Origin of the sequence: Enterobacter sp. SST3 (assembly GCF_000286655.1) — a bacterium.
GTDB classification, from domain to species: Bacteria; Pseudomonadota; Gammaproteobacteria; order Enterobacterales; family Enterobacteriaceae; genus Enterobacter; species Enterobacter roggenkampii.
In genome coordinates this window covers 18,192-44,979 of record NZ_ALNS01000016.1, presented here as the reverse complement: position 1 = coordinate 44,979, position 26,788 = coordinate 18,192, and the positions used below count along the sequence as shown (strand labels likewise).

At 59.1% G+C, this 26,788-nt stretch carries 22 protein-coding genes and 2 pseudogenes; 18 read left to right on the top strand and 6 right to left on the bottom strand.

Annotated features, from left to right (window positions below; genetic code table 11):
- Entirely contained in the window at positions 1-5,583 is a 5,583-nt protein-coding gene (locus tag B498_RS11205; protein WP_008501345.1) for an ATP-binding sensor histidine kinase, read from the top strand.
- A 3-nt stretch (positions 5,584-5,586) separates the two neighbouring features.
- Here B498_RS11205 and B498_RS11210 read toward each other — a convergent pair whose 3' ends face one another.
- Both B498_RS11210 and B498_RS11215 read right to left on the bottom strand, forming a co-directional pair.
- On the bottom strand, positions 5,587-6,204 hold the full coding sequence (locus B498_RS11210) for a response regulator transcription factor (protein ID WP_008501344.1): 618 nt from the start codon (positions 6,202-6,204) through the stop codon (positions 5,587-5,589).
- A gap of 179 nt (positions 6,205-6,383) precedes the next feature.
- A complete protein-coding gene (locus B498_RS11215) occupies positions 6,384-6,770 on the bottom strand; it encodes a VOC family protein (RefSeq protein WP_008501343.1) in 387 nt (128 codons plus the stop codon).
- Positions 6,771-6,852: 82 nt separating this feature from the next.
- Here B498_RS11215 and B498_RS11220 point away from each other — a divergent pair.
- The 8 genes and pseudogenes from B498_RS11220 to B498_RS11255 all read left to right on the top strand — a co-directional run.
- Positions 6,853-7,461, top strand: a pseudogene (locus B498_RS11220) (ATP-dependent Clp protease proteolytic subunit); the annotation flags it as partial.
- Positions 7,462-7,596: 135 nt separating this feature from the next.
- Entirely contained in the window at positions 7,597-8,718 is a 1,122-nt protein-coding gene (locus tag B498_RS11225) for a cupin domain-containing protein (RefSeq protein WP_008501341.1), read from the top strand.
- 218 nt (positions 8,719-8,936) lie between these two features.
- Positions 8,937-9,674: a DUF3944 domain-containing protein gene (locus B498_RS11230; protein WP_008501340.1), complete on the top strand. Its 738-nt coding sequence runs from the start codon at positions 8,937-8,939 to the stop codon at positions 9,672-9,674.
- The gene (locus tag B498_RS11235) at positions 9,674-10,558 is read left to right on the top strand and encodes a hypothetical protein (protein ID WP_008501339.1); all 885 of its coding nucleotides are present in this window, start codon (positions 9,674-9,676) and stop codon (positions 10,556-10,558) included. Before B498_RS11230 ends, B498_RS11235 begins: the two co-directional genes overlap by 1 nt.
- Before the next feature lie 344 nt (positions 10,559-10,902).
- The gene (locus tag B498_RS11240) at positions 10,903-11,718 is read left to right on the top strand and encodes an ATP-binding protein (RefSeq protein ID WP_237716803.1); all 816 of its coding nucleotides are present in this window, start codon (positions 10,903-10,905) and stop codon (positions 11,716-11,718) included.
- Positions 11,719-11,728: 10 nt separating this feature from the next.
- Complete coding sequence (locus B498_RS11245) at positions 11,729-12,982, top strand: hypothetical protein (RefSeq protein ID WP_008501337.1); 1,254 nt, start codon at positions 11,729-11,731, stop codon at positions 12,980-12,982.
- On the top strand, positions 12,979-14,517 hold the full coding sequence (locus tag B498_RS11250) for a hypothetical protein (RefSeq protein WP_008501336.1): 1,539 nt from the start codon (positions 12,979-12,981) through the stop codon (positions 14,515-14,517). Before B498_RS11245 ends, B498_RS11250 begins: the two co-directional genes overlap by 4 nt.
- Before the next feature lie 8 nt (positions 14,518-14,525).
- A complete protein-coding gene (locus B498_RS11255) occupies positions 14,526-15,194 on the top strand; it encodes a flagellar motor protein MotB (protein WP_008501335.1) in 669 nt (222 codons plus the stop codon).
- A gap of 94 nt (positions 15,195-15,288) precedes the next feature.
- On the opposite strand, the gene B498_RS11260 is transcribed toward B498_RS11255, so the two are convergent.
- Positions 15,289-16,707, bottom strand: a complete 1,419-nt coding sequence (locus B498_RS11260) for a PLP-dependent aminotransferase family protein (protein WP_008501334.1) — start codon at positions 16,705-16,707, stop codon at positions 15,289-15,291.
- 176 nt (positions 16,708-16,883) lie between these two features.
- Here B498_RS11260 and B498_RS11265 point away from each other — a divergent pair, with 176 nt between their 5' ends.
- A complete protein-coding gene (locus tag B498_RS11265; protein ID WP_008501333.1) occupies positions 16,884-17,045 on the top strand; it encodes a DUF1127 domain-containing protein in 162 nt (53 codons plus the stop codon).
- A gap of 86 nt (positions 17,046-17,131) precedes the next feature.
- On the opposite strand, the gene B498_RS11270 is transcribed toward B498_RS11265, so the two are convergent.
- On the bottom strand, positions 17,132-18,520 hold the full coding sequence (locus tag B498_RS11270; RefSeq protein WP_008501332.1) for a PLP-dependent aminotransferase family protein: 1,389 nt from the start codon (positions 18,518-18,520) through the stop codon (positions 17,132-17,134).
- 101 nt (positions 18,521-18,621) lie between these two features.
- On the opposite strand from B498_RS11270, the gene B498_RS11275 reads away from it, so the two are divergent.
- Positions 18,622-19,101: a carboxymuconolactone decarboxylase family protein gene (locus tag B498_RS11275; protein WP_008501331.1), complete on the top strand. Its 480-nt coding sequence runs from the start codon at positions 18,622-18,624 to the stop codon at positions 19,099-19,101.
- Here the strand turns inward: B498_RS11275 and B498_RS11280 are convergent.
- Positions 19,088-19,990, bottom strand: a complete 903-nt coding sequence (locus B498_RS11280) for a LysR family transcriptional regulator (protein WP_008501330.1) — start codon at positions 19,988-19,990, stop codon at positions 19,088-19,090. The genes B498_RS11275 and B498_RS11280 overlap by 14 nt on opposite strands.
- A gap of 100 nt (positions 19,991-20,090) precedes the next feature.
- On the opposite strand from B498_RS11280, the gene B498_RS11285 reads away from it, so the two are divergent.
- From B498_RS11285 to B498_RS11310, 7 genes and pseudogenes are all read left to right on the top strand, one after another.
- Entirely contained in the window at positions 20,091-21,506 is a 1,416-nt protein-coding gene (locus B498_RS11285; protein WP_008501329.1) for an aldehyde dehydrogenase family protein, read from the top strand.
- Positions 21,507-21,657: 151 nt separating this feature from the next.
- Positions 21,658-21,987: an antibiotic biosynthesis monooxygenase family protein gene (locus tag B498_RS11290; protein ID WP_008501327.1), complete on the top strand. Its 330-nt coding sequence runs from the start codon at positions 21,658-21,660 to the stop codon at positions 21,985-21,987.
- Positions 21,966-22,082, top strand: a pseudogene (locus B498_RS22280) (amino acid-binding protein); the annotation flags it as partial. The gene B498_RS11290 and the pseudogene B498_RS22280, both read left to right, overlap by 22 nt.
- Entirely contained in the window at positions 22,075-22,770 is a 696-nt protein-coding gene (locus tag B498_RS11295; protein ID WP_008501326.1) for an ArsR/SmtB family transcription factor, read from the top strand. The pseudogene B498_RS22280 and the gene B498_RS11295, both read left to right, overlap by 8 nt.
- A 145-nt stretch (positions 22,771-22,915) precedes the next feature.
- Positions 22,916-23,386: a MarR family winged helix-turn-helix transcriptional regulator gene (locus B498_RS11300; protein WP_008501325.1), complete on the top strand. Its 471-nt coding sequence runs from the start codon at positions 22,916-22,918 to the stop codon at positions 23,384-23,386.
- A complete protein-coding gene (locus tag B498_RS11305) occupies positions 23,383-24,450 on the top strand; it encodes an HlyD family secretion protein (RefSeq protein WP_085930304.1) in 1,068 nt (355 codons plus the stop codon). Before B498_RS11300 ends, B498_RS11305 begins: the two co-directional genes overlap by 4 nt.
- Positions 24,440-25,516: a DUF2955 domain-containing protein gene (locus B498_RS11310; protein WP_008501323.1), complete on the top strand. Its 1,077-nt coding sequence runs from the start codon at positions 24,440-24,442 to the stop codon at positions 25,514-25,516. Before B498_RS11305 ends, B498_RS11310 begins: the two co-directional genes overlap by 11 nt.
- On the opposite strand, the gene B498_RS11315 is transcribed toward B498_RS11310, so the two are convergent.
- Positions 25,513-26,784: a DUF445 domain-containing protein gene (locus tag B498_RS11315; RefSeq protein WP_008501322.1), complete on the bottom strand. Its 1,272-nt coding sequence runs from the start codon at positions 26,782-26,784 to the stop codon at positions 25,513-25,515. The genes B498_RS11310 and B498_RS11315 overlap by 4 nt on opposite strands.
- Positions 26,785-26,788: the final 4 nt, after the last annotated feature.

Here is a 26,788-nt window from a genome sequence, read left to right as displayed (position 1 = left end):
ATGAACGAAAACGAGCAGCCTGCATTCTGGCCCGCCCAGGGAAATCTTCACCAGGGGCGGGTTTTTGTCCTTAAAGAGGATGTGATTTTTACCGTGCTGGCGCAGGAGGGCGGAATCGCCTGGATGCACGCGCGACATCCTCATTCCGGCGGCTCGTTCATTATCGCCACCGCGGTCAGCGACGAAGAGGAAGAGCGTGCCACCCGGCTGCTTAAAAACGAGTTTGCGCTGCGCGATATGCTGCAGGACAGCTGGGCCATTCGCGCCGTCGCCTCCACCCAGTACCGGGGACGCTTCGCGCTGGTGTACGCCCCGTTTTCCTTTGAGCTACTGGCGCGGCGCGCGGGCAGGGCGATCTCGGGGATCGCGCGCTTTATCGAGCTGGCGATCCAGATCTGCGTCCCTCTGCGCCAGATGCATCTGCAAAACCTGATCCACGGCGATATCAAGCCCGGCAGCATTTTTGTTCAGCACGATGCCACCTGCCGTCTGGGCAGCTTTGGCCTCTCCTGCACGCTCTCCGATGCTTTCTCCAAGACCCGGCTTGCGGTTTCAGGCGGTACGCCTGCGTGGATGTCGCCGGAACACACCTCCCGCACCCAGCGTCCCGTGGATAACCGCAGCGATCTCTACAGCCTCGGCATGGTGCTGTATGAACTCCTGACCGGCCGCCTGCCGTTTGAGCTGGGAGAGGACGACCAGACCAACTGGGCGCATTACCACATCGCCTCGGCGCCGCTCGCCCCGGACGCGATACGCCCGGACGTGCCGGGGATGCTGTCGACCATCATCCTGAAGCTGCTGGAAAAGCACCCCGATAACCGCTACCAGACGGTCGACGGGCTGATTGCCGACCTCCGCCGCTGCCAGGCGACGCTGACCTGCGAGGGCGACATCGTCGCCTTTACCCCCGGCCAGCAGGACCGTACCCCGGCGATCCATCTGGCGGACTCCCTGTTCGCGACCCATCCGCAGGCGAACGACGTCATTGCCGCGTTTGAGCGGGTGGGGCAGAACCGCGTGCCGGAGCTGGTGACCATCGGCGGGCCGTCGGGGATCGGCAAATCCTCGATCATTGCGACGGCGCTTAAAACGCTGCAGCAGCGCACGGTGCTGCTGGCGGTGGGCAAGGTCGATCAGTTTTCACCGTCGCTGCCCTACGGCGTATTAAGCTCCGCGTTCCGCACCCTGACGCTGCACCTGCTGGGGCTGCCGGCAGACGAGGTGGCGAAGTGGAAAATCCGCCTCTCGCGCGCCCTGGAAGGCTATGAAGAACTGGCCGTCAGCCTGGTGCCCGAGCTGGGCCTGCTGCTTGAGAGCAAGCCGCGCTTCTCGGCGGATACGTTTTCAATTGATGCCCGGGCGCGCTTCAGCCATATGGTGCTGGCGCTGGTGAAAACCTTTGCCTCGCAGGGCTGCCCGCTGGTGCTGGTGCTGGACGATCTTCAGTGGAGCGATGCCGCCAGCCTGCAAACGCTCAACGCTCTGCTGGTGAACTGCGGCGCCATCCCGCTGCTGGTGGTTGTCGCTCACCGCGATATCGGCTCGTTGTCCGACCCCACGCTGCAACAGCAGCTGGCGAGCCTGCCGGAGGCGGCACAGCACGCGAGCGAGATTGTCCCGCAGGCCCTCTCGGTTAAAGCCGTGGCGCGCTGGCTGGCAACGGTGTTTCGCACCCGCAGCGCGGCGACGACCGACCTTGCCACCCTGATCCACGAGAAGACGGGCGGCAACCCGCTCTTTGTGCACGAGTTTTTCCGCCGCATCGTCGACGACGGGCTGGTGGTGCATAACAAATACCAGGACAAATGGCATTACGATTTGCAGGCGATCCGCGCCCGGCATTACACCGAAAACGTGGTCACCCTGGTGCTGGAGCAGCTCGAAGAGTTGCCCGACGAGACGCGCCGCCTGCTGGGCAGCATTGCCTGTCTCGGCGGCACGGGCGAGATGGAGATGATGTGCCGCGTGGTTGGCCTGTCGATGGCGGAGATGCGCTATGCATTGCATCCGGCGGTGATGGCCCAGCTCATCGTGCTGACGGAAAAAAAGTACGCCTTCACCCACGACAGGGTGCAGGAGGCTGCCGTTGCGCTGCTGGATCGGCATGAGAAAAGCCACATTCACCTGACGACCGCCAGCCTGCTGGCCGACGCCGCGCGCCAGGCGGCGGGGAATGAGCTGCTGTTCCGCGCCGTTCACCACGTCACGGCCGCGCTGGACAGCATCCAGCCCGCCCCGCAGCGCCAGCGGTTCCGCGAGCTGAGCCTGCTGGCCGCGCGACGGGCGAAGCGTTCGGGTGATTACCTTTCGGCGCTGAGCTATATCCAGACTGCCCGAGCGCTGGGCAACGCCGGGACGGTGTCAGACTTTATGCTCGATATCGAAGAGGCGGGCTGCGAGTTTGCGCTGGGGCACCTGGAGCGGACCCGCGAGCTGTGTGACGCCATCCTCGGCTGCCCCGGCGGGCTGACCGAAAAAGCGCTGGCGGCCAACCTGCTGGTGGAAGTCTACATTCGCCAGTCGGACAGCCGTCTGGCGCTGGAGGCGGCGCTCTGCTGGCTGGGGGTGTTTGGCATCCAGATTGGCCGCTATCCGGAAGATGCCGACTGCGACGAGGCCTGGGAACGCTTTTGCAACCGCGCAAATGACGCGCCGCAACATCTCTTTGCCCCGCTCTCGCGGATGGAGAACCCGGAAACGGAAGCGGTGATGAACCTGCTCTACAGTGCCAGCATTTGTGCCAGCTTCATCTGCCCGCGCCTGCATTTCTTACTGCTCTGCCGCATGATGCACCTGACCCTTGACCACGGCATCACCGGCGCCTCCACCACGGCGATGGCCTGGTTTGGCGTGCTGATGGGCCACCGCTACGCCGAGTATCGCCTCGGGTTTCAGTACGGCACGCTGGCCCGCGAGCTGGTGACCCGCCACGGCTACGATGCGTTTGAAGCCAAGACCCTGCTGCCGCTCGACCAGCTCAGCGTCTGGACCCAGCCTTTGTCGTTCACCATCGAGTGCGCGAAAGCCTGCTTCAGCGCGGCGGTCACCCACGGGGATATGACGATGGCCTGCTTTGCGGCCTGCCACCAGGTGATCAACTTCCTCTCTCGGGGCGATCACCTGGACGGGGTGCTGACCAGCATCGATCGCGGCCTGGCGTTCGTGCGTAAAACCCACTTCCAGGACGTGGAAAGCATTTTGATGGTGCAGCGCGGCTACGTTGAGTTCCTGCGCACGCCGGTCATCGGCACCTGGAGCGCGTCGCAGGTCTTGCCCGAGGCGCTGCTTCCCGCGTCGCCGGAGCAGGCCCCGGAGCAGACCTCCACCATGCTGTTCTGGTACTGGCTCTATCGCGGCATGGCGCACTTTACCTGCGGCGAGTACGCCGACGCGCAGGCGGATCTGGAGATGGCGGGGTGGTACGCGTGGTCCGCGCCGGGGCACATCCATCTGCTGGATTACCATCTCTACAGCGCGCTGGCGCTTTCGCGTCAGCTGACGCCGGAGACCTTCTCGGCGAACCACCGCCGCAGCATTCACGCCCACTACGACAAAATCGCCCTCTGGGCGCGCATTAATCCCGGCACGTTCGCGGATAAAGAGGCGCTGATCTACGCCGAAATCGTGCGTCTGGACGGGATGAACAGCATCGCGCTTGAGCAGTACGAGAAGGCGGTCCGGCTCTCCCGCGAGGGCGGATTTAATCCGATTAATGCCCTGGCCCACGAGCTGGCGGGCCGCTTTGCGCTGGCCTGCGGCTATCCAACCGCCTCGGACGCACACTTCCGCGGGGCCATCTCCGCCTGGGGCCGCGCGGGCGCGCAGGCCAAGGTGCGCCAGCTTGAGCAGGATTTCCCGCACCTGCTGGCCTCCGGGCAGGCGAGCGCCTATGACACGGTAGCGTTCGCCCAGAACGAGACCATCCGCGATCTGCAGAGCGTGATCAAAGCCTCCCGCGCGCTGTCGGAAGAGATCAACCTTGAGCGCTTAATCGAAAACCTGATGACGATCCTCCTCGAACGCGCCGGGGCGCAGCGCGGCCTGCTGCTTCGCGTGAGCGATAGCCTCATTCCGGAGATCGAGGCCAGCGCCTGGACCAGCACCGATGGCGTGCGGGTGCGGATCCTGAAAGACGTGCCGACGGCGACCGACCTGCCGCTGTCGGTGCTCGCGGCGGTGATCCGCACCGGGCAGGAGATCCGCACCGGCAGGCCGGAGGAGTTTCACCCCTTCAGCCAGGACCCCTATCTGGTGACCTCGGGAGCGGCCGTTATGTGCGTCCCGATGTTCAAACAGGCGCGGCTGGTGGGCGTGCTGTACCTGGAAAACCGCCTGATGCCGGAAGTGTTTACCGCCGAGCACTCGCGCGTGGTCAGCCTGCTGGGCGCGCAGGCGGCGGTCTCCCTGGAGACGGCGCGGCTGTACGCCGAGCTGCTGGCGGAGAACATCCAGCGCCGCCGGGTGGAGAAAGAGCTGCGCGCCAGCCAGACCTCGCTGATGCTGGGCGAGCAGATCAGCCACACCGGCAGCTGGCGCTGGGAGCTGGAGCAGGATCTGATGTTTGTCTCGGACGAGTACGCCCGCATTCTCGGCCTGCCCAAGCAGCAAAAGACGATCTCCATGGCGGAGTTTTTGACCTTCGTCCATGAGGACGATTACGCCCGCATCAACGCCATTGTTACCCAAAGCGTGCGCGACGGGCTCTCGATGCGCGCGGAGTTTCGCGTTAAGCGTCCCGACGGCTCAACGCGCTACATCCTCGGCATTGGCGATCCGGTGGGCGTGGGCAGCGAGGTGAACGAGTATTACGGTATCATCACCGATATCACCAGCCAGCGCGCCGCAGAGGATGCCATGCGGGTGGCGCAGGCGGATCTGGCGCGGGTGTCCCGGGCCACCACCGTCGGACAGCTGACCTCCTCCATCGCCCATGAGATCAACCAGCCGCTGATGTCGATCGTCTCGAACGCCGGAGCGAGCTTGCGCTGGCTCAGCCGCGAGCCCGCCCGGCTGGATAAAGTGCGGGAAGGGCTGGAGGAGATCGCCGCCGAAGGCGCGCGGGCAGGGGAGATCATTCGCAGCATCCAGTCCCTGACGCGCAAGCAGGATCCCACCTTCTCGCGCATCGATCTGCACTATCTGATCCACCATATCATCGCGCTCTCCCGCAGCGAGCTGGAGCAGCGACACATTAGCGTTGATTACCTGTTGAAGGCGCAGGACAGCTTTATCACCGGCGATAGCGTGCAGATCCAGCAGGTGCTGCTTAACCTGGTGATGAACGCCGTTGAGGCGATGGCCGAGGTGAAGGATCGCGCCTGCACCATCACCCTCAGCACCAGCAACGCGGACGGGAAAGCGATCGTTGAGATCGCCGATACCGGCAGCGGCATTGAGCCCGAGCGGCTGGAGCAGATTTTTGACTCGTTCTATTCCACCAAGCCGCAGGGAATGGGGATGGGGCTGACCATCAGCGCCAGCATTATCGAGCGCCACTGCGGGAAGCTAAGCGCGCGCCGCCGGGAGCCGCACGGCACGGTATTTGCCTTCGCGCTGCCGCTGGCCGCGCAGGAAGCGTAAACGTTACTCCGCGGGCTGGCTTTTGGTCAGGCGCTCAACGGCCCTGACCAGCTCGGCCACGGAGCGCACCTGCATTTTCTCCATCACGCGGCGACGGTGCACCTTCACCGTGATCTCGCTGACGCCCAGCTCGGCGGCAATTTGCTTGTTCAGCATGCCGCTTATCGCCAGCGTCAGCACCTCGTGCTCGCGCGGAGTAAGGGACATGTGGCGCTGCTTCAGGGCGTAGTGCTCTTTATTGCGCTCGGCGTTGTTTTCCGCCAGCTGCAGTGCGGATTCGATGGCGTCGATCAGCGCGTTAGATTCGACGGGCTTGGTGAGGAATTCGTACGCCCCACCTTTGATGGCGCGCACCGACATCGGGATGGTGCCGTGGCCGGTGAGGAAAATAATCGGGATTTCGCGCCCGCTTTCCTTGAGGGCGTCTGCTACCTCAAAACCCGAAATGGCGGGCATTTGCATATCGAGGATCACGCACGACGGCAGATCCTCAAAGCGGTATTGCAGAAACGCTTCTGCCGATGAAAAGCCGATGGCGTTCAGGCCTGCCGATTCCAGCAGCCCGATCACGGACTGTCTGACGGCGTCATCGTCATCTACCACATACACAATGTGTTCCATTCACCGCCCCGGTGCTGATTGACATGTCGAGGATGCAAACAGTCACTACGGCGACGTAAGAGACTGTTTATGCTGCCTTTCATCTTAACACATTAACTATCATTATCATTTAACAATATGATAACCGTATGAAGTATAGCGAGCCGGGGCGGGGGCGGTGAAGGAACGAAACGCTGTTTTTATGCACCGACAAGCTCAATGCGGTTGCCGTCCGGGTCCGCGATCACCGCCTCATAAAAGCCGTCTCCGGTCAGGCGCGGAGCGCTGAGCAGCGTGCCGCTGGCCTGGGCTTGCTCGGCCATGCTGTCCACTTTTGCCTTGCTGCCGACGTTGATGGCGATATGCGCCCAGCCGATAAACTCCGGGTGCAGCGGGGCGTCGGGCAGCTCCGGCAGCGTCATCAGCTCGATGGTCGGACCGTCATCCAGCGTAATAAAGTGTGATTCAAACCCCGGACGGTTTTTACTGACGTAGCGTTCGTTACTGCGGCCATTAAAAACCGTTTCCCAGAACTGAACCTGGGCGTTCAGGCTGCGGGTCCAGAGTGCAACATGGGCAATATGCATAAGTTCCCTCGTGATGTGTCGGTGAGGACTTTCACCGGTAAAACAGGCTACACTCTGGTTTTGAGCGCGACAAGCTGAGGAAAAGACAATGCACTACACACTGAAAGAAAGCGACAAGGATAAAGCGGAAGGGTCAAACGGCGCGGGCGCTCTGCAGCAAAAACTGCTGGAGTCCCGTTCGATTGTGATCTCCGGTGAGATCAACCAGGAGCTGGCGCAGAAAGTGATCACCCAGATGATCCTGCTGCAAAGCGTCAGCAACGATCCGATCAAGCTGTACATCAACAGCCAGGGCGGCCATGTGGAAGCGGGCGACACCATCCACGACTTCATCAAATTCATTCGCCCGGAAGTGCACGTGATCGGCACCGGCTGGGTGGCGAGCGCCGGGATCACCATCTTCCTGGCCGCGAAAAAAGAGCACCGCTACTCGCTGCCAAATACCCGCTTTATGATCCACCAGCCGCTGGGCGGCGTGCGCGGTCAGGCGACGGATATTGAGATCGAAGCGCGCGAGATCATCCGCATGCTGGATCGCGTGAACAAGCTGATCGCTGACGCCACCGGCCAGCCGCTGGAAAAAGTGAAAAAAGACACCGACCGCAACTTCTGGATGTCCCCGGCGGAAGCGCTGGACTACGGTATCGTGGGTAAACTGATTACCCATTATGACGAGCTGAAGCTGGACTAAGTTTTTACCGCCGTGTACGTGTCGGGTGGCGGCTAGCCTTACCCGACCTACACGCCCTCGTTTGACCCATGACAAGTTCCCCCTCTGCCTTCTTGCCTATAATCGCGCCTGTTTACCCTCTCACTGGTGCTACCCATGGCGTATCAACTGAACCTGAACTGGCCGGAGTTTCTTGAGAAATACTGGCAAAAACAACCCGTTGTGCTGAAAAATGCCTTCCCGAATTTTGTCGATCCGATTACCCCGGACGAGCTGGCAGGGCTGGCGATGGAGCCGGAGGTCGATAGCCGTCTGGTGAGCCATTTCAACGGTAAATGGCAGGCCAGCAATGGTCCGTTTGAGCACTTCGACGATCTGGGCGAAACCGGCTGGTCGCTGCTGGCGCAGGCGGTGAACCACTGGCATATGCCCGCCGCGGAGCTGGTGCGTCCGTTCCGCGTTCTGCCGGACTGGCGTCTGGACGATCTGATGATCTCCTTCTCCGTGCCGGGCGGCGGCGTGGGTCCGCATATCGATCAGTACGACGTGTTTATCATTCAGGGGATGGGCAGCCGCCGCTGGCGCGTGGGCGACAAGCTGCCGATGCGTCAGTTCTGCCCGCATCCGGCGCTGCTGCATGTGGATCCGTTCGAGCCGATTATTGACGAAGATCTGGCTCCGGGCGATATCCTCTACATCCCGCCTGGATTCCCGCACGACGGCTTTACCCATGAAACGGCGCTTAACTACTCCGTCGGCTTCCGCGGGCCGAACGGCCGCGATCTGATCAGCAGCTTCGCCGACTACGCGCTGGAAAACGATCTGGGCGGCGAGCACTACAGCGATCCGGATCTGACCTGTCGCGAACACCCGGGCCGCGTGGAGCAGTACGAGCTCGATCGCATTCGTCAGATGATGATCGACATGATCGGCAAGCCGGACGATTTCACAAAATGGTTTGGCAGCTTTGTCTCCACGCCGCGTCACGAGCTGGATATTGCCGCCGCCGAGCCGCCGTACGCGCCGGAAGAGGTGCTGGACGCGCTGCAGGGCGGCGAAACGCTGTCTCGCCTGAGCGGCCTGCGCGTGCTGAACGTTAACGGCAGCTTCTTCATCAACAGCGAACAGCTGGAGACGGTAGACGCGAAGGCGGCGGATGCGCTGTGCCGCTACACCGAACTCGGCCAGGCCGAGCTGGGCGATGCGCTGAAAAACCCGGCGTTTGTCGAGGAGCTCACCGGGCTGATTAACCAGGGATACTGGTACTTCGACGAGTAGTGACGTTTACCGTCAATACGGCCTTAGCTTTCGGGTTAAGGCCGTTTTTTTCTGCTTTCCGCTGACATGTTCTGTCATTACCTGCGGTTATTCTTGTACTACCTAAAAAGAGAAGGGTTTTCATTGCAGTTTTTTCTGCAAATGCCGTTAACACCTATCAGGCACCCTTAATAATTACGCAATTAAAACTGAAAATAGCCTTCGGCTGGTAAGAGATAATGGGAAAATACAGAACAGATCAAGACCTGGAGCTACTTCGCTACTCAGACAACGAGATGCTGGAAGTATTGGTTAACTATCTCACCACGGATAAAGACGGGTCGACGCGTTACACTGAGTCCTTAACGGGTGAGAAAGCATTTCAGGATGCAGGTAAAAACTATAAGCAGGTTTGGCAACTCATCGGGGCGGAGCTACAACATTTCGGTGGCGATACCTTTGTTAACCTCTTCCGTGGTAACGGCGTGCTTTATAAAGAAATCCTGACGGACGTATGCAAGAAACTCTCCGTTAAAACCGATTTCTCTGCGGATACTGTCGATATTGAGCAGGCCCTTCTCGCAAAATTATTCACTGACTCCTGGGATAAAATGAATGAGGAAGAGCGCCGCAACATCCGTCGCGAACTCAAAATTGACGGGAATCTTGCTAGTGGTGCGGCACTGACGGCAATCATCACCGCAATCCGTATGGGCGGATTTATGTCCTACCAGGTGGCGATGATCGTAGCGAATGCCGTAGCGAAAGCGGTGCTGGGCAGGGGGTTGGCGCTGGCCGCCAATGCGGGACTGGTACGCGCGATTGGGATTTTTGCCGGTCCGATCGGCATGGCCATTACGGCGTTACTGACTATCCCGGCCATCAGCGGCCCGGCGTTTCGCGTTACGCTGCCTGCCGTGGTGCAAATTGCTGCCATGCGCCAGCAAATGCTAAACAAAGGTGGAGATTTCTTTTGATGAAGGAAACGTTGCTTACTATCGACTGGGTGAATGTGTACAAAGAGGTTCAAAGCGCGCTGGAAACCGGGCACGTCATTATTCGTGATGGGGTAGCGTACTGGCACGCCATGTCCGGTAAAAGCGGGATCGCTCAACACCTTCCGCTAAAAGAGGTGGTGCTGGAAACGGCCTCGATTGGCGACATCAAACAACTTATACAAATGGCACAGACCGTTCAGCTGGCTGCAGTCGGCGTCTCCACGGGGATCATCGTGGGGGCAATGGTGGTACAAACCATGTATTTGTCGAAAAAAATTGATCAACTGCAGCAGAGCATGGATCTGATCTCCGAAGATGTGCACGCGCAGAATGTTATTTTCTACATGGATAAACTGTCTCGCTACTTTGGCGTCGTAGAGTCTGCTCGCGTTATGTTGCTGGATCGCACGCTGGTGGATGAGACGCATGACGTTGCGGCACACCTCATTGTCCGAATGGGCAATGAACGCAACGAGGTTCTCTCGTTTATTGATAACTTGCTCTCCTTTGCCGATAAACTCAGCGACAGGCATTTAGAACAGGTTCTGGATTTCATTACTCTCATGCTCGATCTGGTGCCAAAAGCGATCTACATCGAGAGCCAACTTTGCGATCGCTACGGAAAATTCAGGCTGGCAGAGCACCTGATGCGCGAAAACTCACGCCGCTATGCTGCCACGCTGGAACATTATCGCCAGTGGTGTAATAGCAAAGTTAAGGAGAGCATCAGCGGTCGCGTTGAGCCACAGTCGCTTGCCTTTACCCGTAAGCAGGAAGATTTGCGTCTGTTATTTAAATCGGAAGATAACGCGCTACTGCTCCAGGAGCTGGTTTCCATCGCCCCCCTTCCTCTTAAAGCGTAATCATGATGATGCCTGGAACTTTTTCCAGGTATTCTTCTTATTTCTTGAAGCATATTTTTTTCTGACACATTTTGTCAGTCCCATCCTCTATTTTCTCTTCACTGACCAATATTGGTAGGTCTGCTCGAAACGGTAGGAAATATCATTGGAGTTTTCGACGCTCCTGCCGTTAACCAATATTGCACCAGCAACTTAATTCAAATTTCCTACAGCCCATAATGAGGTAATACATGTCTCTGGGACGAATTCGACCGCAATTTACGCAGGGCCTGGAGAAAGCAGCCGGTGAAGAAAATAAGGCGTTTGCATCAGCGGTTATTCCCCGTTTTACGCTAGAAAACGATGTGGCGCTGACGACGCAGGTCATTGCCCAGCTTGATGAAGCCAGAGCCAAAATTGACCACTTCCATAAAATTTACGTGGAATGGGAATTCGCAGCGGTCGACCCTATGGGGAACGGGATCGTGCTGAATTTTTTTGGCCCACCAGGAACCGGCAAAACCCTGACGGCAGAGGCGCTGGCAGGTTCGCTTAAGCGCAAGATTATGGTTGTCAGTATTGCCGATCTCGAAAGCAAATTTATGGGTGAAACCGCGAAAAATATCGCTGCTCTTTTCCGTCAGGCCACGGAGGAAGAGGCCGTGTTGTTCTTTGATGAAGCAGACACCCTTTTGGGTAAACGTCTCTCATCTGTTACTCAGGGCATTGATAATGAAGTAAACGCGATGCGTTCCACCTTATTGATTGAGCTGGAAAAGCATACCGGTATCGTCATCTTTGCTACCAACTTCGTCAAAAACTACGACAGCGCATTCCTCAGCCGTATCTCTCACCATGTTGGTTTTACGTTACCCGGCAGCCAGGAGCGTTTTCGCATCTGGGAAAAATTGCTCGTGCGCGCTATTCCGCTTGCCGATGCACGGGAAACGATGCTGGAAAGCGCCGTGTCTCTCTCCGAAGGGCTCTCTGGCCGAGATATCCGCAATGCCATGCGCCTGGCGCTACCTAAAGCCGTACTGGAATCAGAACAAAAACTTACGCTTAAGCATCTTGAAAGTGCACTTGCGCAAATTCGTGATGCTTACGACGCGATATCGAACGCGGCCTCTTTCGTTCCACCACACATTAACACAGCAAAAAAAATGCTCGGTTTGAGCTAAGGGTTGAATCATGGGTTTATGGAGTCGTATTTGCTCTGCAGTCTCGTACGTACGAGATGTCGCTTCATCCGTCGTCAGCAAAGCAAAAGAAATTGCCGGAAAAGCGATCGGTTTCATGGCAGAAAAAGCGGAAGGCTTTGTTGGTAAAGTCAGCCAGATGTGGCAACGCATTAAGCCGCATATCGGCACGGGACGTAAAATTCTTCAGATGCTAGGCGGTTTTATCACATTGCCATGGGTAAAGAGCGCGCTGGCAGGGCTGGATCGCGCGCTGGCATGGCTGGAAAAACTTGATAAACAGCCGCTGGTAAAAAAGCTGCAGAAAGCCCTGGAGTGGGTCATTAACTGGTGTAAAAACGCCCACCAGAAACAAATGGAGGAGCAGGAGCTTGAAGAGGCTCGCCATCATGCTCAGGCTATGGCTGAAGCGGGAGGTGAGTTGAGTGGTGAGGAGAAAGAGGCTGTGTCGGCTTTCGCACTGGTGAACAGCTATCTTATCGCAAAAGCAGAAGTGGATATCGCCGTGAAGCGAGATACGCTGCAGGACTTCGAGTATTTCCTGCGCCTGCGTGCAGTGCAAAAGCTGCTCGCCTTCTATGAAACCCGTATGCAGGCCGTGAAGTCCATCAGTGATGTCGATGCGGATATGCACTTTATGGTTTATGCCGCGAACGCGCTGATCCAGCAGGAGGCAGAGTTTAGCGATGCCGATACTCTGCGTCTGGATAACCTCACTCAGAGACTATTCGGCAAGCCGATTATCCCGTTTGTCTTCGAAGAGATGATTATTACATGGGAGAAAAGCCGTCAGCTTCTGGAAGAGGAGTGGGAGAAGAAAAACAGCGCGCTTTCGAAAGATCGTTTGCTGCATAACCGTCTGGTGCGCGCGCTAAAATACGAAGAACTTGAACCGGGTGAAGTGGGCGTGCTGAACGATCTTAAAATCACCCTGCCGCGTGATACGGCCGATCTGGAACAACTAGGCGACGATCTACTGGCGCGCCATAGCTACGTCAACGCGGCGGAAGGCTTTCTGCAGATGCTCGAAAAAGAAGAACAGCAGCTGATTGCGGAAGGCAAAGCGTATCTGCTCGATCAGGGGGCGATTGTGGGTGCACTGCTGATCGACTGCTCGCAAAACGATCGCGCCTGGTCTTCTCTTTCCCAGCAGGAACAGAGCTTAATTACCGATTTCGCCAACATCTTTGCTGCCGATTGCCAGAAACGTACTGAAGCGGGTCTGCTCGTCGAGGTGGTTGCATGAATCTGCTGACTGAAATTGGCCACTTTTTGATCCCAGGCTTTGATGCGCTGCAGATGGGCTTTTTCGGCGTAATGCTGCTGGCAGTAATCTACACCTGGCTCTCCGTCAGGCGCAATGCGCAGGAAGCGCGCTGGCAGCATGCCTGGGAGCAAAGTGGATTACAGGCTGCTCAGCCGGGGGTGAGTGCAGAAATGGGATCGGCCGCTGAGCTGAGCCAATCACTGGCGACCAAAGCTGAGAAAATAGCCGCCATTATGCCGGGTATGCTGTTGATCCTTGGTCTGTTGGGAACCTTTCTTGGGCTGGGGCTGGCGCTCGATAAAGCTTCCGGCATTTTGCATAACGCGGGAAACAGCATTGGTGCAATGGACTCCTCCATGCGCGACCTGATGGAGATGATGCAGGGCCTGGGCACGAAATTCAAAACCTCAACCTGGGGGATTATTGCCTTTATCGCCCTCAAAATCTGGGAGTCGAAAAATGGCTATGAAGAGCGCCGTCTCAACTGGTGTATGGCCAAACTGCAGCACTCCCTGACCGAAGAATATGCCCTGCAGGCGGAGGAAAATGCTTCCAGGCAGCAGCAGCGTGAAGCTGGACGTAACGCGGCTACCGAGCGTCTGGTGGAGGCGATGGCGCTGCAAACTGTCGCGTTGCGCGAGGAGTTCAGTCAGCAGGCAAAACGCAGTGAAGAGCAGGAAGCGCAGCGTCATCAATACCATCTGGCGGCGTTAAAAGAGATCGCAGATATTAATAATCAGTCGCGCAATCTGCTGGAAACTTACACCCGTAAAAGTGAAGAGAACCTGGTAGCACTGCAGCAGGCGGCGACTACTATGAGTGATGCTTCGCAGCAAGTCTCTGGCTCGGCGATGAGCCTGGAAAAAGTGGTTACCGCGCTGGGTGCCGAACTTAGTGAGGTCATGACCGGCATTAAGCAAGAGCTGTCGCAGGTAGTGAATGAGATGAATGCCGACTTCACTCGCAACGTGCAGCAGATGAGCGATAAGCTGGCGGAGTCTACTCATCAGCTCAGTACGACAATGGGCCAGATAGAAACCTCCCTTAACGGTGCTATCGCCAGCATGGATGCGTCTTTCCGCGGCAACATGACGCAGATGGCCAACCAGCTGGAATCCGCCACTTCGCAGATCAGCGAGTCGGTTAACAACATGTCTTCGCAGATCGATTCAACCATGACCACGGTGAAAGAGAGAACCGAAGCCGCGGCGAAAATTCAACGTCAGGCGATGGATGAATTCTCCGAAACCAGCCTGACGCTGAATGAACAAGTCACCTCTATGACAAACTATATTCAGCGCGTCACGAAGGAGATCGCTCTCGGTCTGGCCGCCGTTTCCGAAGGCAACCGTAAGATGGAGCACTACATCACGCGCTTTAACGAGGCCTTCGATCAGCTTGGTGCATTGCCGGAAACCGTTAAGCAGATCACCACTCAGGTGTCTGCATTGTGCACCCGCATCGATAAGTTGCTCCCGGCTCAACAGCTTGTCGCCGAACGTGTTGAGGTCTGATATTGCCGATGAAAGATAAACCGAATGAGTGGATTTCTATTTCCGATCTAATGGCAGGGGTCATGGCCGTGGTGATGCTGATGCTGGTGTTATCGGTACTGCAAAACAAAGTGGCTGACGTAAAACGCGAGCAGGAGAAAAACAGCGGCCAGGCAGCCGCTCAACAGAAACTGAATGCCATGATGCACAGCATGCAGCAGGAGATGGTGGATCAGGGAGATGCTGCGCTGGTGGGGTTTGATATAGCCAGCGGAAAAATTACGCTGCGGGATAAAATCTTCGCCCGCGGTAGTGCCTGTATCACCGATCAGGCAAGAGATGCACTTGCTCGTCTGGCACCACGGATTCAGGCGTTCGTGAGCGGTTCGACGAACACTCAGGTTTTTGTTGAGGGGCATACGGATAACATCAACGTGAATAACCCTGTGATCGATTACACCAGGTTCTGTACCGTGTATGACGATAACTACACGCTCTCGGCTGCCAGAGCCCGTGAAGCACGTAAATTGTTAATTGCGAACCTCAACGATCAGCAATCGCATCGTGTGATTGTGGCCGGTTTTGGCGACTCTCAGCCGCTAAAAGGGATTTCACCCAGCGATGAGCGTAATCGCCGCGTTGAGGTGCAGTTCCTGACGCACGCGCCGTCACGTCAGGAGCAGGGCAGCGCTCTGTAACTCAGCGGCTGGTTGAGTAATGGCATCTAAACCAGCCCGCTATAGGGACTTACTGAACCGTTGGAGAGGACTGGGGTGAGGGCATCAGGCCGCACTAGCCCTCCTCCATCGCAATCACAATCGCTTCACCCATCTTCTTCAACGCCTCGCGATGTTTCTCCGTTGGCGGCAGCGCCACGTTGATCCGCAGGCAGTTGCGGTACTTCCCGGAGGCGGAAAACAGCGACCCGGCCGCGGCCTGGATTTTCAGCCGGCACAGCTGCTTGCTGACGCACACCATATCCACATTTTCCGGCAGCTCCACCCACAGCAGGAAGCTGCCCTGCGGGCGCGTGACGCAAATTTCTGCCGGAAAATACTGCCGCACCCAGCAGGTGTAGGTTTCCATATTCTGCTGATAAATCTGGCGCATACGCCGCACGTGGCGATGGTAATGGCCGTCGCGGATAAACGCCGCCACCGCCATCTGCGTGCCCGGCACGTTAAACCCGCCCGCGGCGTATTTCATGTGCATCACCCGGTCGTAGTAGCGTCCCGGCACAATCCAGCCGACGCGCAGGCCCGGCGCCACGGTTTTGGTAAACGAGCTGCAGAGGATCACGCGGCCGTCGATATCCATGGAATGAATGGTGCGCGGGCGCGGGTACTCCGCCGCCAGCTCGCCGTAAATATCATCCTCGACAATCACGATATCGTGCCGCTGGGCGAGGGCCAGCACCTGCTTTTTCCGCGCCTCCGGCATGATAAACCCGAGCGGGTTATTGCAGTTGGGCACCAGGATCACCGCCTTGATCGGCCACTGCTCCATTGCCAGCTCTAGCGCTTCGATGCTGATCCCGGTTTCAGAGTCGGTGGGAATTTCAATCGCCTTGATGTCAAACCCGCGCAGCATCTGCATCGTGCCGGGAAACGACGGTGATTCCACCGCCACGATATCCCCCGGTTTGCACACCGACAGCAGGGCGATCGACAGCGCGCCGTGGCAGCCGTTGGTGATCACAATGTCGCTTGCCGAGACGGTGGAGCCGCCGTCCAGCATCAGGCGGGCGATCTGCTCGCGCAGCTCCAGGCGCCCGTCAAGCACGTCATAGCTCAGCATCTCGCCGGGGTTATGCTGCGCGATGCGGCTCATCTCGCGCCACAGGGGCTTCAGGCTCGGCTGGTTAATGTCCGGCGAACCGCCGCCGAAGGAGATCATCTCTTTGTCGGCGCGGGCGTCCAGCAGCATCATCACCTCATCCCACTGGGTAACGTCCACCGGGCGCTGCACCGGGCGCGTCATTGCCGGTACGGGCGGCTGGGCCTTGCGCGGCGAGACAAAATAGCCGGAGCGCGGCTGAGGCGTGATCAGCTGGAGGTTCTCGAGGATCTGATAGGCCTGCTGTATGGTGCTGATGCTCACGCCGTGCTCCTGGCTCAGCGCGCGCACCGACGGCAGACGTTCGCCGCTGCGATACAGCCCTTGTTCAATGCGTTCTGCCAGAAGGTTGGCGAGATGTTGATAGCGCGTCATGCTGTATCCTCTGTTTTCATCATACAGATTATAAAACCAGTACAGATTGCTGCGAAAATTGCCATGCAGATACTGTTTTAGCGGATCTGTATGTTAAACAAAAGTTGTTTTTGCATCTGTATTGCACAGGCCGATTTCCGGGATGATAACCCCACTGACACAGTGAGGAGAGCATCATGGAATTCTACGAGAATCGTTCAAAACGTCCGTTTGTTGTGTTTGTCTGGATCGCGAAAACGCTGCGTAACTGGTATCGCATCAACCGCACCCGCCGCATCCTGAGCCAGATGAGCGACGAGCAACTCAAGGACGTTGGGTTATCGCGATATGATGTGTGATCCACGTCGTCGCCGGGTGGCGGCTGCGCCTTACCCGGCCTACTCGATCCCGTAGGCCCGGTAAGCGTAGCGCCACCGGGCGATTTTCAGCGCAACAGCGCAAGCGTCTGCCGCTTCGGCCTTTCCAGCAGCTCCACCGCCTCCTGATACGTCCGCACGTTGTTATAGCCCATCACCAGCCCGTAGCGTTTGCCCGACCCGCGATACCACTCCGAGAGCGCATTGACCTGCAGCTGCTGTTCCTGCCAGCAGCGCGCCACTTCCCGGTCACGGCTTCCTTTGGTCAGGAACGCCACGATATGCATCCCACCGTCGTTTTGCTCGGTGAAAAACAGATCGCCATACACCTCCTGCAGGGCGGCAATCATCCAGTCGCGGCGGGTCTGATACAGCGCGCGCATCTTTTTCAGATGACGGAAAAAATGCCCTTCGTTGAGAAACGCGGTGAGGATCTTTTGCGTCAGCACCGGCTGGCCGCTGGTGGTGATGTCCGCGCAGTCGGTAAAGGCCCCGACGGTGCTGGCGGGCATCACCACGTAGCCCATGCGCAGCGACGGCATAATGGTTTTACTGAAGGAGCCCATAAAAATCACCCGGTCGTGCTGGTCGAGGCTTTTCAGCGACGGCAGCACCTTGCGCGTATAGTGAAACTCTCCGTCGTAATCGTCTTCGATAATCCACGCCTCGTTCTGGCTGGCCCAGTCGAGCAGCTGCTGCTTGCGCGGCAGCGAGAGCGTGACCGCCAGCGGACTCTGGTGCGACGGGGTGACGATGGCAAAACGGACGTCGCGATGGTGGCGGAGCAGGTAGTGCGTGTCGATGCCGCAGCGATCGACCGGCACCGTGTGCAGGCGCGGCACGATCCGCTTCAGCAGCTGCTGGCCCATAAAATAACCCGGATCCTCAAACACCACCTTGTCGCTGCGGCTGGCGAGGGTATCGAGGATCAGCCGCAGGCTGCCGCTGTAGCCGCTGGTGATCAACACCTGTTCAGCGGTGCAGGACAAGCCGCGCGAGATGTTGAGGTAGCTGGCGATGGCCTGGCGCAGCGGATACCAGCCCAGCACCGGCGGGTTGAGCATCTCCTCCTGACGCATGGCCCGCGTCGCCTGGCCCGCCAGCAGCAGCCACTTTTTATACGGGAAGCTGTCGAGGGCGGGGATGCCGGGGCGCAGAAACCCCGCCCGCTCGCGCTGGCTGATGAGCGAGGCCGGAAGCGTACCGGTGGGCTGCTCCGCCGGGGCATGCTTGTCCGGCAGCAGGAGGTCCGGGTTAACCCGCGTGCCGCGCGCCCCCTGGCTCACCAGATACCCTTCACCCGTCAGAATGGCATACGCCGTTTCGACGGTTTTACGCGCCACCTTCAGCTCTTCCGCCAGCACGCGGATGGCAGGCACCTTATCGCCCGGCTTCAGCACGCCGCGCATGATGTTGTCGCGATAGCGGGAATAAATCTCGTGATAGCCCGGCTTCATGTCCTACCTCATTTCACGCTTTTTGTATCTTTTTACTATGTCATGAACGGCGTAGATTTGCCTCATCGCATGACACATGCCGCACAAAAAGAGGAAAGACCATGAGCACTCGCGTTAACCACCATAAAGCTACACCTGCCCTCGCCAACGCGCTGTCTGCCCTGAGCATGGAGGTGGCAAAAACCTCCATCGACCCGGCGCTGAAGCACCTGATCGACATTCGCGTGTCGCAGCTGAACGGCTGTACGTTCTGTCTGGATATGCACTCAAAAGAGGCGAAAATCGCCGGCGAGCGCGAGCTGCGCCTGTACCATCTGGCGGCCTGGCGCGAGTCCCCGCTGTTCAGCGCCCGCGAGAAAGCGGCGCTGGCCTTCACCGAAGCGCTGACCCAGATTGGCGTTCACGGCGTGAGCGATGCGCTCTACCGCAGCGTGGCGGAGCACTTCTCGGACGTGGAGATTTCAGAGCTGAACTTCGCCATCGTGGCGATCAACGCCTGGAACCGTCTGGGGATCACCTCCCGCATGGCGCCCGGCTCGCTGGACGCGGCGTACGGGCTGAATAAGGCTAACCTGGAATAATCCCGCGCTCGCGGATCATCGCCACCAGCGCCCGCAGTCCCGGCGGGACGTGGCGATGGCCTGGGTAGTACAGGCGCAGCCCGGCAAACGGCTGCGCCCAGTCGTTTAAGACGCTCACCAGCTCCCCGCTTTTCAGCTCGTCCTGAATATAGAGTTCCGGTAAAAATCCCACCCCTAACCCCGCTTTTACGGCGCGGATCGAGGCAAAAAGATCGGACGTCGCAAAGCGCGGCGGCACGGCAAGCGCGTACGTTTCACCCCGACGTGCCAGCTCCCAGCGGTAGATCCCGCCGTGGGCCATACGCATGCCGATCCCCTGATGTGAAAGCAGATCGTCCGGCGTCTCGGGTATGCCGTGACGGGCGAAATAGTCCGGCGTGGCGGTGACGAGCTGGCGGATCTCACCGGTCAGCGGCACGGCGATCATGTCCTGCGGGACGGACTCCTCAAGACGGATCCCCGCGTCATAGCCTTCGGCGACGATGTCGATCATCCTTGCTTCACTCACCGTCTCCACGCGCATTTTCGGGTAGCGGATCATGAAGTCGATCAGCAGCTGGTCCAGAAACAGCGTGCCGATATGGTTCGGCACGTTGAGGCGCAGCGTGCCGGCGGGTTCCCCGGTGTCGCTGTGGATCGCCTCCCCGGCGAGACGGATCTCCTGCAGCGCCGGGCCGATACGCGCCACGTAGCGCTGCCCGGCGTCGGTGAGCGCCACGCTGCGGGTCGTGCGGTTGAAAAGTCGCGTCTCAAGGCGGCTCTCCAGCCCGGCGATGGCGTTGCTGACCGCCGTGGCGGACATCCCCAGCTCCTGCGCCGCACCGCGAAAGCTGCCGCGCCGCACCACCGCCATCACCACTTCCAGCTCTGTCAGACCTGAACGATGCATAGATTATCCTGAAAATCGAAACAACCCTTGCAGCATAGCGTGGATTATCGCAACGGAGAAGCCGTGACAGACTGGGCTCACACAGCCTGAGGAGGTTTATATGCACACTATCGAACAGATCTTTATTAACGGCGAATTTGTTACCCCACACGGTGCCGAGTGGTTTGATTTGTACAACCCGGCGACGGCGCAGGTCATCGGTCAGGTTCGTCTGGCGGATGAGGTTGACGCAGCGCGCGCCGTTGCGGCGGCGAAAGCGGCGTTTCCGGCGTGGTCCCGGACCACAAAGCAGGAACGCATCGCCGCGCTGAAGCGCATGCACGCCGCCGTGGCCGCCCGTCACGATGCGCTGCTGGATGCGATTGTTGAGGAGTACGGCGCGCCCGCCTCGCGCTCGGCGTGGATGGCCAGCTATCCGGCAGAGGTGATTGCTCAGGCCATCGAGGCGCTTGAGGCGTTTGAGTTTGTCACTCCAGCAGGTGCCGCAACGGTGCAGATGACGCCGCTCGGCGTGGCCGGGCTGATTACGCCGTGGAACAGCGATGCGGGGTTTATCTGCGGCAAACTGGCGGCCGCGCTGGCGGCGGGCTGCACGGCGGTCATCAAGCCGAGCGAAATGAGCGCCCTGCAAACGCAGATTGTCACCGAAGCGCTGCGCGACGCCGCGCTGCCGCCGGGCGTGTTTAACATCGTCACCGGACGCGGCGAGACGGTGGGCGAAACGATTAGCCGTCATCCGGACGTGGCAAAAATCTCGTTTACCGGCTCCACGAATACCGGCAAGGCGATCCTGCGCAACGCGGCGGAAAGCTTTAAGCGCGTCACGCTGGAGTTGGGCGGTAAATCGCCGACGATCCTGCTGGATGATGTGGATCTCGCGCAGGCGATCCCGCTGGTGATCCAGGCCGGGTTTATGAACAGCGGGCAGGCGTGCGTGGCCGGGACGCGCATTCTGGTGCCTTACTCGCGCAAGGCGGAGATCGAAACCGCGCTGGCGCAGGCCGTGGCGGCGGTGAAATCCGGCGACCCGCGCAGCAGCACGACAGACGTCGGCCCGATGGTCAGCGAAAAGCAGTGGCTGCGGGTGCAGGGCTATATCCGCAAAGGAATCGAAGAAGGGGCGCGCCTGCTGGCGGGCGGCGAAGGGCGACCGGACGGCACGCAGGAGGGCTGGTTCGTGCGTCCGACGCTGTTTGCCGACGTGAACAATCGGATGACCATTGCCCGCGACGAGATTTTCGGCCCGGTGCTGTGCGTCATCCCTTATCAGGACGAGGCGGAGGCGATCGCCATTGCCAACGATACCGAGTACGGCCTGAGCGCGATGGTGCTGGGCGGCGATGTGGACCGCGCGCGACGCGTGGCACAGCAGATTGTTTCCGGTCGCGTGCTGGTGAACACCCTGGCTCATGAACCGAAAGCGCCATTTGGTGGCTTCAAACACTCCGGCGTGGGGCGCGAGATGGGCGAGTGGGGAATTCGGGCGTTTATGGAGCCGAGGTCGATGGTGGGCTAAAACCCGCCCGGTGGCGCTGCGCTTACCGGGCCTACATGAGCCGTAGGCCGGATAAGCGCAGCGCCATCCGGCACAACGCTTCGCTCCTTGCCGAAGCATTGTGCTTTTCCCTCCTGCATTCTCTCCCCAACATCACAACGGAGAGAAAACCATGATCGCAGTCCTTTTCGAAGCCAAAGCCGCGCCTGCCCATCAGGCGCGCTATCTTCAGCTTGCCGCAGAGCTTAAGCCGCTGCTGGCGGACATCGACGGCTTTATTGATATCGAACGGTTCCAGAGCCTGACCACCGACGGCAAAATCCTGTCCCTTTCCTGGTGGCGGGATGAAGAGGCCGTCCGCCGCTGGAAGCAGAACGTCTTTCATCAGGCGGCGCAGGCCGAAGGGCGGGCGTCGATTTTTTCTTTCTACCGTATTCGGGTGGCGCAGCTGGTGCGGGAATACAGTTCCGAAACCGGAGGGCACGCGGCGTGTCTATCCTGACTCAGTACAGCGACCATGCGAATCACCTTATTCTGCTGACGGATGATGATAAGCTGGCCGCAGAGATCACCGAACCCTGGGCGGCCCATGCTTAAGACGAGTTTACCCCCCGATAACAGCGCGATGCTGGAAAAGGCGATTGCCGCGGTGGCGGCTGCCATGGCCGATCCGTCGCGCGTGAAGATGCTCTGTGCGCTAATGGACGGGCGTGCGTGGACGGCCACTGAACTGAGCGCGGCGGCAGACGTTGCGCCGTCGACCGCCAGCGGGCATCTTGCCCGGCTGGTTGAAGGGCAGTTGATTACCTGGCTGTCGCAAGGGCGGCATCGCTATTATCGTCTTGCCGGGCACGACGTGGCGGCGCTGGTGGAACAGATGATGGGGCTTTCGTGGAGCCGCATTACCCCGCCGGAAACCAGCGCGCCGAAAGCCATGCGTGAAGCCCGGACCTGCTACGACCATCTCGCAGGCGCCGTGGCGGTGCAGATCTATGATTTCATGCAGGCGGAAGGCTGGCTGGAGGCTGACGGTTCCGCATTGACCCTCTATGGCAGGGAGCAGTTCCTGGCGCTCGGTATTCCGTTAAGCGCGCATCCGCGCCGGAAGGCCTGCTGCGCCTGCCTGGACTGGAGCGAGCGACGGTTTCACCTGGGCGGAGAAGCCGGTGCGTTGCTGCTCGACCATCTGGAAAGTAAAGGCTGGATCCAGCGGGTGGCGGGGTATCGGGAGGTGGTGGTGACGGCGTCGGGAAAGGCTGCTGTTAAGAGGCTTTTTAGCCGCTAAAAACCCCCGATGGCGCTGCGCTTACCGGGCCTACGCGTACATCGCCTCCAGTAACACCTTTCGCAATTCCTGCGCTTTAACTTCTCGTTTCTTGATAGTTACCCTGATAACTATTATCTTGACCGCGTGTGACGAGAGGTTCCCCATGAGTGAAGAAGAACTGTTCTGCCGCAGGCCGATGGGCATGCGGATGGCGATGATCGTGCGCCAGTGGCGTGCCGTCATCGACGACGCCATTCTCGATACCGGGTTAACCCAGTCGAGCTGGACGGTGATGATGCAGCTTCATCAGCTCGGGGATAACGTCTCAATGAGTGAGCTTGCGGAGGTGCAGGGCATTGAACTGCCGCCGCTGATGCGCACCCTGACACAGCTGGAAAAACAGGGTTACCTGCTGCGCACCACATCGCCTTATGACAAGCGCATCCGGCTTCTGACGCTGACGCCTGAGGGAAAAGCCATATTAAAAAGGCTCACTCAGGTGATTGAGACGTATCAGGCGCGCGTATCGCAAAACATCGCGCCGGAACATCTCGACATTTTCAGCGCCACGTTGAATCAAATCGCCTGCAATTTGCGGACAATCCGCGAAGAAGATAACAAGACCGAAAAATAATGACCCCTGAACAAAAGTTTGCCCGCTGGGTAAGGGTGAGTATTGCCTCTTTCCTGCTGATGTTTGTCTACTTTATCGTCGCGGATATCTGGATCCCGCTGACGCCGGACTCCACCGTGATGCGCGTGGTGACGCCGGTGTCTCCGCGCGTCTCCGGTTACGTGGCGGCGGTACATGTCCATAACAACAGCCAGGTGAAGAAAGGCGATCTGCTGTTTGAACTCGACGACACGCCGTTTCGCAATAAGGTAGAAGCGGCGCAAATCGCGCTCGAGCAGGCACGCCTGTCCAACGAACAGCTGGATGCGCAGATCGCTGCCGCGCAGGCCAGCCTGAAAACCGCCGTGCTGACCGCGCGTAACGACAAAGTGACCTTTGATCGCTACCAGAAGCTGAGCACCCTGCAGAACGTCTCGCAGGCGGATCTGGATAAGGTTCGCACCACCTGGCAGAGCAGCGAGCAGTCCGTCAGCACGATTCAGGCCAACATCCGCAACCTGCGCATCCAGCGTGGTGAGCGCGAAGAACACCGCAACGTGACGCTGCAAAAATACCGCAACGCGCTGGATGAAGCAGAGCTGAACCTCGGCTGGACGAAGGTCTACGCCCAGGCGGACGGCACGGTCAGTAACCTGCAGCTGAGCCCGGGCTTCTACGCTTCCTCCGGTTCCGCCGCGCTGGCGCTGGTAAACAACCAGACCGATATCGTGGCCGATTTCCGTGAGAAGAGCCTGCGCCATACCCATCAGGGCACCGATGCGGCCGTGGTGTTTGACGCCTTCCCGGGACACGTTTTCCGCGCCCACGTCACCAGCAGCGACGCGGGGATCCTGGCAGGTCAGGAGGCCGTTAATGGCCAGCTCTCCGAGCCGGAAACCTCTAACCGCTGGGTGCGCGATGCCCAGCGCATGCGCATTCACGTCTCGCTGGATGAGCCGCTGCCGAAGCATCTGCCGACCGGCGCCCGCGCGACCGTGCAGCTTTACAACAGCGAAGGGCCGTTTGCGCGCTTCTTCTCCGGGATGCAAATCCACCTGGTGAGCCTGCTTCACTATGTCTATTAGCACCCTGGCGCGAGTATTTACCCCGCACGGTAACATCGTCTACACGGCAAACGACTTTCGCCAGACCCTGCGCATCGTCTTTGCCGGGATGATTGCGCTGAGCATCTCGAGCTTCTACAACACCCGCTACGGCGTGTTTTTCGTGGTCTACCCGATCATGCTGCTGTCGCTGGTGCCGGTGTTTAACCGCCACGTGGCGAAGCAGTTTATCTTCAGCGCATCGCTTAACTGCGTCGAAATGGTAATTATCATCGGCTATCTGTCGCAATGGCCGGCGATCATGACGCTGGTGGTCTTCGCCCTCTACGTGATGCGCTTTCGCTTTATGAGTAAAGGGCCGCTGTTTTTGTTCGGGTCCATGGGCGTGGTGTGCCAGAGCGTGATGCTCAACTTTATGAGCTACCCCACCACCAACTGGCATACGCTTTTGTTCTCGAACATCGAAGCCAGCGTGATGGCGGTGTGCCTGAGCGCGCTGATGAACTACCTCCTGCCGGACGTGGAGCCCCGCAAGCCGCCGCCGCTGATTGAGAAAGACGACGCCCGCGTGCGCCACGAGTCGCTGCTCTCCGGCAGCGTCGCGACGATGATTTTCGTGGTGTTTCAGATTAGCGACTTAAGCGATTCGCTCTCGGCGCTGATGGCAGGGATTCTGATCCTGTTCCCGATGCACTATCGCGGCGCGGTGATGAGCTCCATCTGGCGCGTGGTCGGCGTGGTGCTGGGCTGCCTCTATATTCTGGTGGTGCAGCTGATCCTCTACGATCACAGCAGCCATATGCTGTTGATGATGCCGCTGATCGGCCTTGGGCTGGCGTTTGGCGCGCGCCTGCACGTAATGGAGAAGGTCGGGGCGGGCGTGGGGTTCTCCAGCATCACCACCATCGGGATAATGTTCGGGCAGAACATGCACCCGGACACTGACCTGGTGTTCAGCGATCTGTACCGCATCACCTCCGTCACCTTTTCGCTGGTGGCGACGCTGACGATGGTCTTTCTGGTGCACCTGATCCTCAACCGCTTCGAGGCGACGCGCTACGTCATCGCGCCGCCCAAAGTAGATTAATGTCCCAGCACGGCAGGCAGCTGCGAGAGTAAAAACAGGATCAGGCCAATCGTCCCGCCCACCAGCGTACCGTTGACGCGGATGAATTGAAGATCTTTTCCGATGTTGAGCTCAATCTGGCGGGACATGTCTTTGGCGTCCCAGCTTTTGACCGTGTCGCTGATGTGGCGCGTCAGGAACGCGGCAAAATCCGGCGCGAGGCGGTGCGCCGCCTGCTCCAGATGCTCGTTCAGAGATGCCCGCAGGCTGGCGTCGTTTGTCAGCGTTTCGCCAAACCACAGCCCGGCGTTGGCGATGCGCTGCTTCACGCGCGAGTCCTCACTCTGCATATCTGCCTTCAGCCACTGGCGCAGGTCGGCCCACATCTCCCCCAGATAGCGGTTAAACGCCTCGTCGTTTTTCAGGTAGTGCTTAATGTTGTCGGCTTTTGCCGCCATCTCCGGATCGTTTTTCAGGTTGTCGATAAGCTTCAGCGTGGCGCGGTCAAACGCCTGGCGGATCTGGTGCGTGCGGTCGTGGCTGATATCGTCCAACAGCGTGTTGACCGCGCTCGATACCATCTCCGCACTCTGATCGCCCAGCCACTCCGTGGGCAGCACCATCGCCTTGCGGGGATGCTCGGTCTTCAGCCAGTGGACAATCTGGTCGGCAATAAAGTCCCGCGTGCTTTCCCGCTGAATCAGGGTAATCAGGCGGTTGATGATGGCGTCCAGCAGCACCTGGTGACGGTTGTTTTTGGTCATGCTCTCCAGCATCACGGCGCTGGTTTCGGTGAAATCGACCTTGTCGATGGCCTTATGCACCGCGCGTTTGAGCAGGCGCTGAATGCGCCCGTCATCGGTCAGTTCGAGAAAACCGCTCATCACCTGCATCAGATGCAGCCCGACGCGCTGGGCGTTGTCGGGCTTGCTGAACCAGGCGCCAATCATCTGTGCGGGCTCATAGCGGCGGATCAACGCCACCAGCGACTGGGTATCCAGAAACTTCTCCTGCACGAACTGGCCGAGATTGTCGCCAATCCGGTCTTTATTGCGCGGGATGATCGCCGTATGGCGCGAGATAAAGGGAATGGGCACCCGGCGGAAAAGCGCGACCACCGCAAACCAGTCCGCCAGCGCGCCGACCATCGCCGCCTCGGCAATGGCCTTGACGCCGCGCACCCAGAAGGTCTGCGGCAGGAACAGGGTGGTGATAAAGGCCGCGGCGGCAACCAGCAGCAGCGACAGCGCCAGCAGCTTGGCGCGTTTGAGTTCAGCTATTTTTTCCATGGGT

Coding starts and splice junctions, on each gene's coding strand:
- B498_RS11205 (WP_008501345.1), top strand. CDS start 1: ATGAACGAAAACGAGCAGCCTGCATTCTGGCCCGCCCAGGGAAATCTT.
- B498_RS11210 (WP_008501344.1), bottom strand. CDS start 6,204: ATGGAACACATTGTGTATGTGGTAGATGACGATGACGCCGTCAGACAG.
- B498_RS11215 (WP_008501343.1), bottom strand. CDS start 6,770: ATGCATATTGCCCATGTTGCACTCTGGACCCGCAGCCTGAACGCCCAG.
- B498_RS11225 (WP_008501341.1), top strand. CDS start 7,597: ATGGCGTATCAACTGAACCTGAACTGGCCGGAGTTTCTTGAGAAATAC.
- B498_RS11230 (WP_008501340.1), top strand. CDS start 8,937: ATGGGAAAATACAGAACAGATCAAGACCTGGAGCTACTTCGCTACTCA.
- B498_RS11235 (WP_008501339.1), top strand. CDS start 9,674: ATGAAGGAAACGTTGCTTACTATCGACTGGGTGAATGTGTACAAAGAG.
- B498_RS11245 (WP_008501337.1), top strand. CDS start 11,729: ATGGGTTTATGGAGTCGTATTTGCTCTGCAGTCTCGTACGTACGAGAT.
- B498_RS11250 (WP_008501336.1), top strand. CDS start 12,979: ATGAATCTGCTGACTGAAATTGGCCACTTTTTGATCCCAGGCTTTGAT.
- B498_RS11255 (WP_008501335.1), top strand. CDS start 14,526: ATGAAAGATAAACCGAATGAGTGGATTTCTATTTCCGATCTAATGGCA.
- B498_RS11260 (WP_008501334.1), bottom strand. CDS start 16,707: ATGACGCGCTATCAACATCTCGCCAACCTTCTGGCAGAACGCATTGAA.
- B498_RS11265 (WP_008501333.1), top strand. CDS start 16,884: ATGGAATTCTACGAGAATCGTTCAAAACGTCCGTTTGTTGTGTTTGTC.
- B498_RS11270 (WP_008501332.1), bottom strand. CDS start 18,520: ATGAAGCCGGGCTATCACGAGATTTATTCCCGCTATCGCGACAACATC.
- B498_RS11275 (WP_008501331.1), top strand. CDS start 18,622: ATGAGCACTCGCGTTAACCACCATAAAGCTACACCTGCCCTCGCCAAC.
- B498_RS11280 (WP_008501330.1), bottom strand. CDS start 19,990: ATGCATCGTTCAGGTCTGACAGAGCTGGAAGTGGTGATGGCGGTGGTG.
- B498_RS11285 (WP_008501329.1), top strand. CDS start 20,091: ATGCACACTATCGAACAGATCTTTATTAACGGCGAATTTGTTACCCCA.
- B498_RS11290 (WP_008501327.1), top strand. CDS start 21,658: ATGATCGCAGTCCTTTTCGAAGCCAAAGCCGCGCCTGCCCATCAGGCG.
- B498_RS11295 (WP_008501326.1), top strand. CDS start 22,075: ATGCTTAAGACGAGTTTACCCCCCGATAACAGCGCGATGCTGGAAAAG.
- B498_RS11300 (WP_008501325.1), top strand. CDS start 22,916: ATGAGTGAAGAAGAACTGTTCTGCCGCAGGCCGATGGGCATGCGGATG.
- B498_RS11310 (WP_008501323.1), top strand. CDS start 24,440: ATGTCTATTAGCACCCTGGCGCGAGTATTTACCCCGCACGGTAACATC.
- B498_RS11315 (WP_008501322.1), bottom strand. CDS start 26,784: ATGGAAAAAATAGCTGAACTCAAACGCGCCAAGCTGCTGGCGCTGTCG.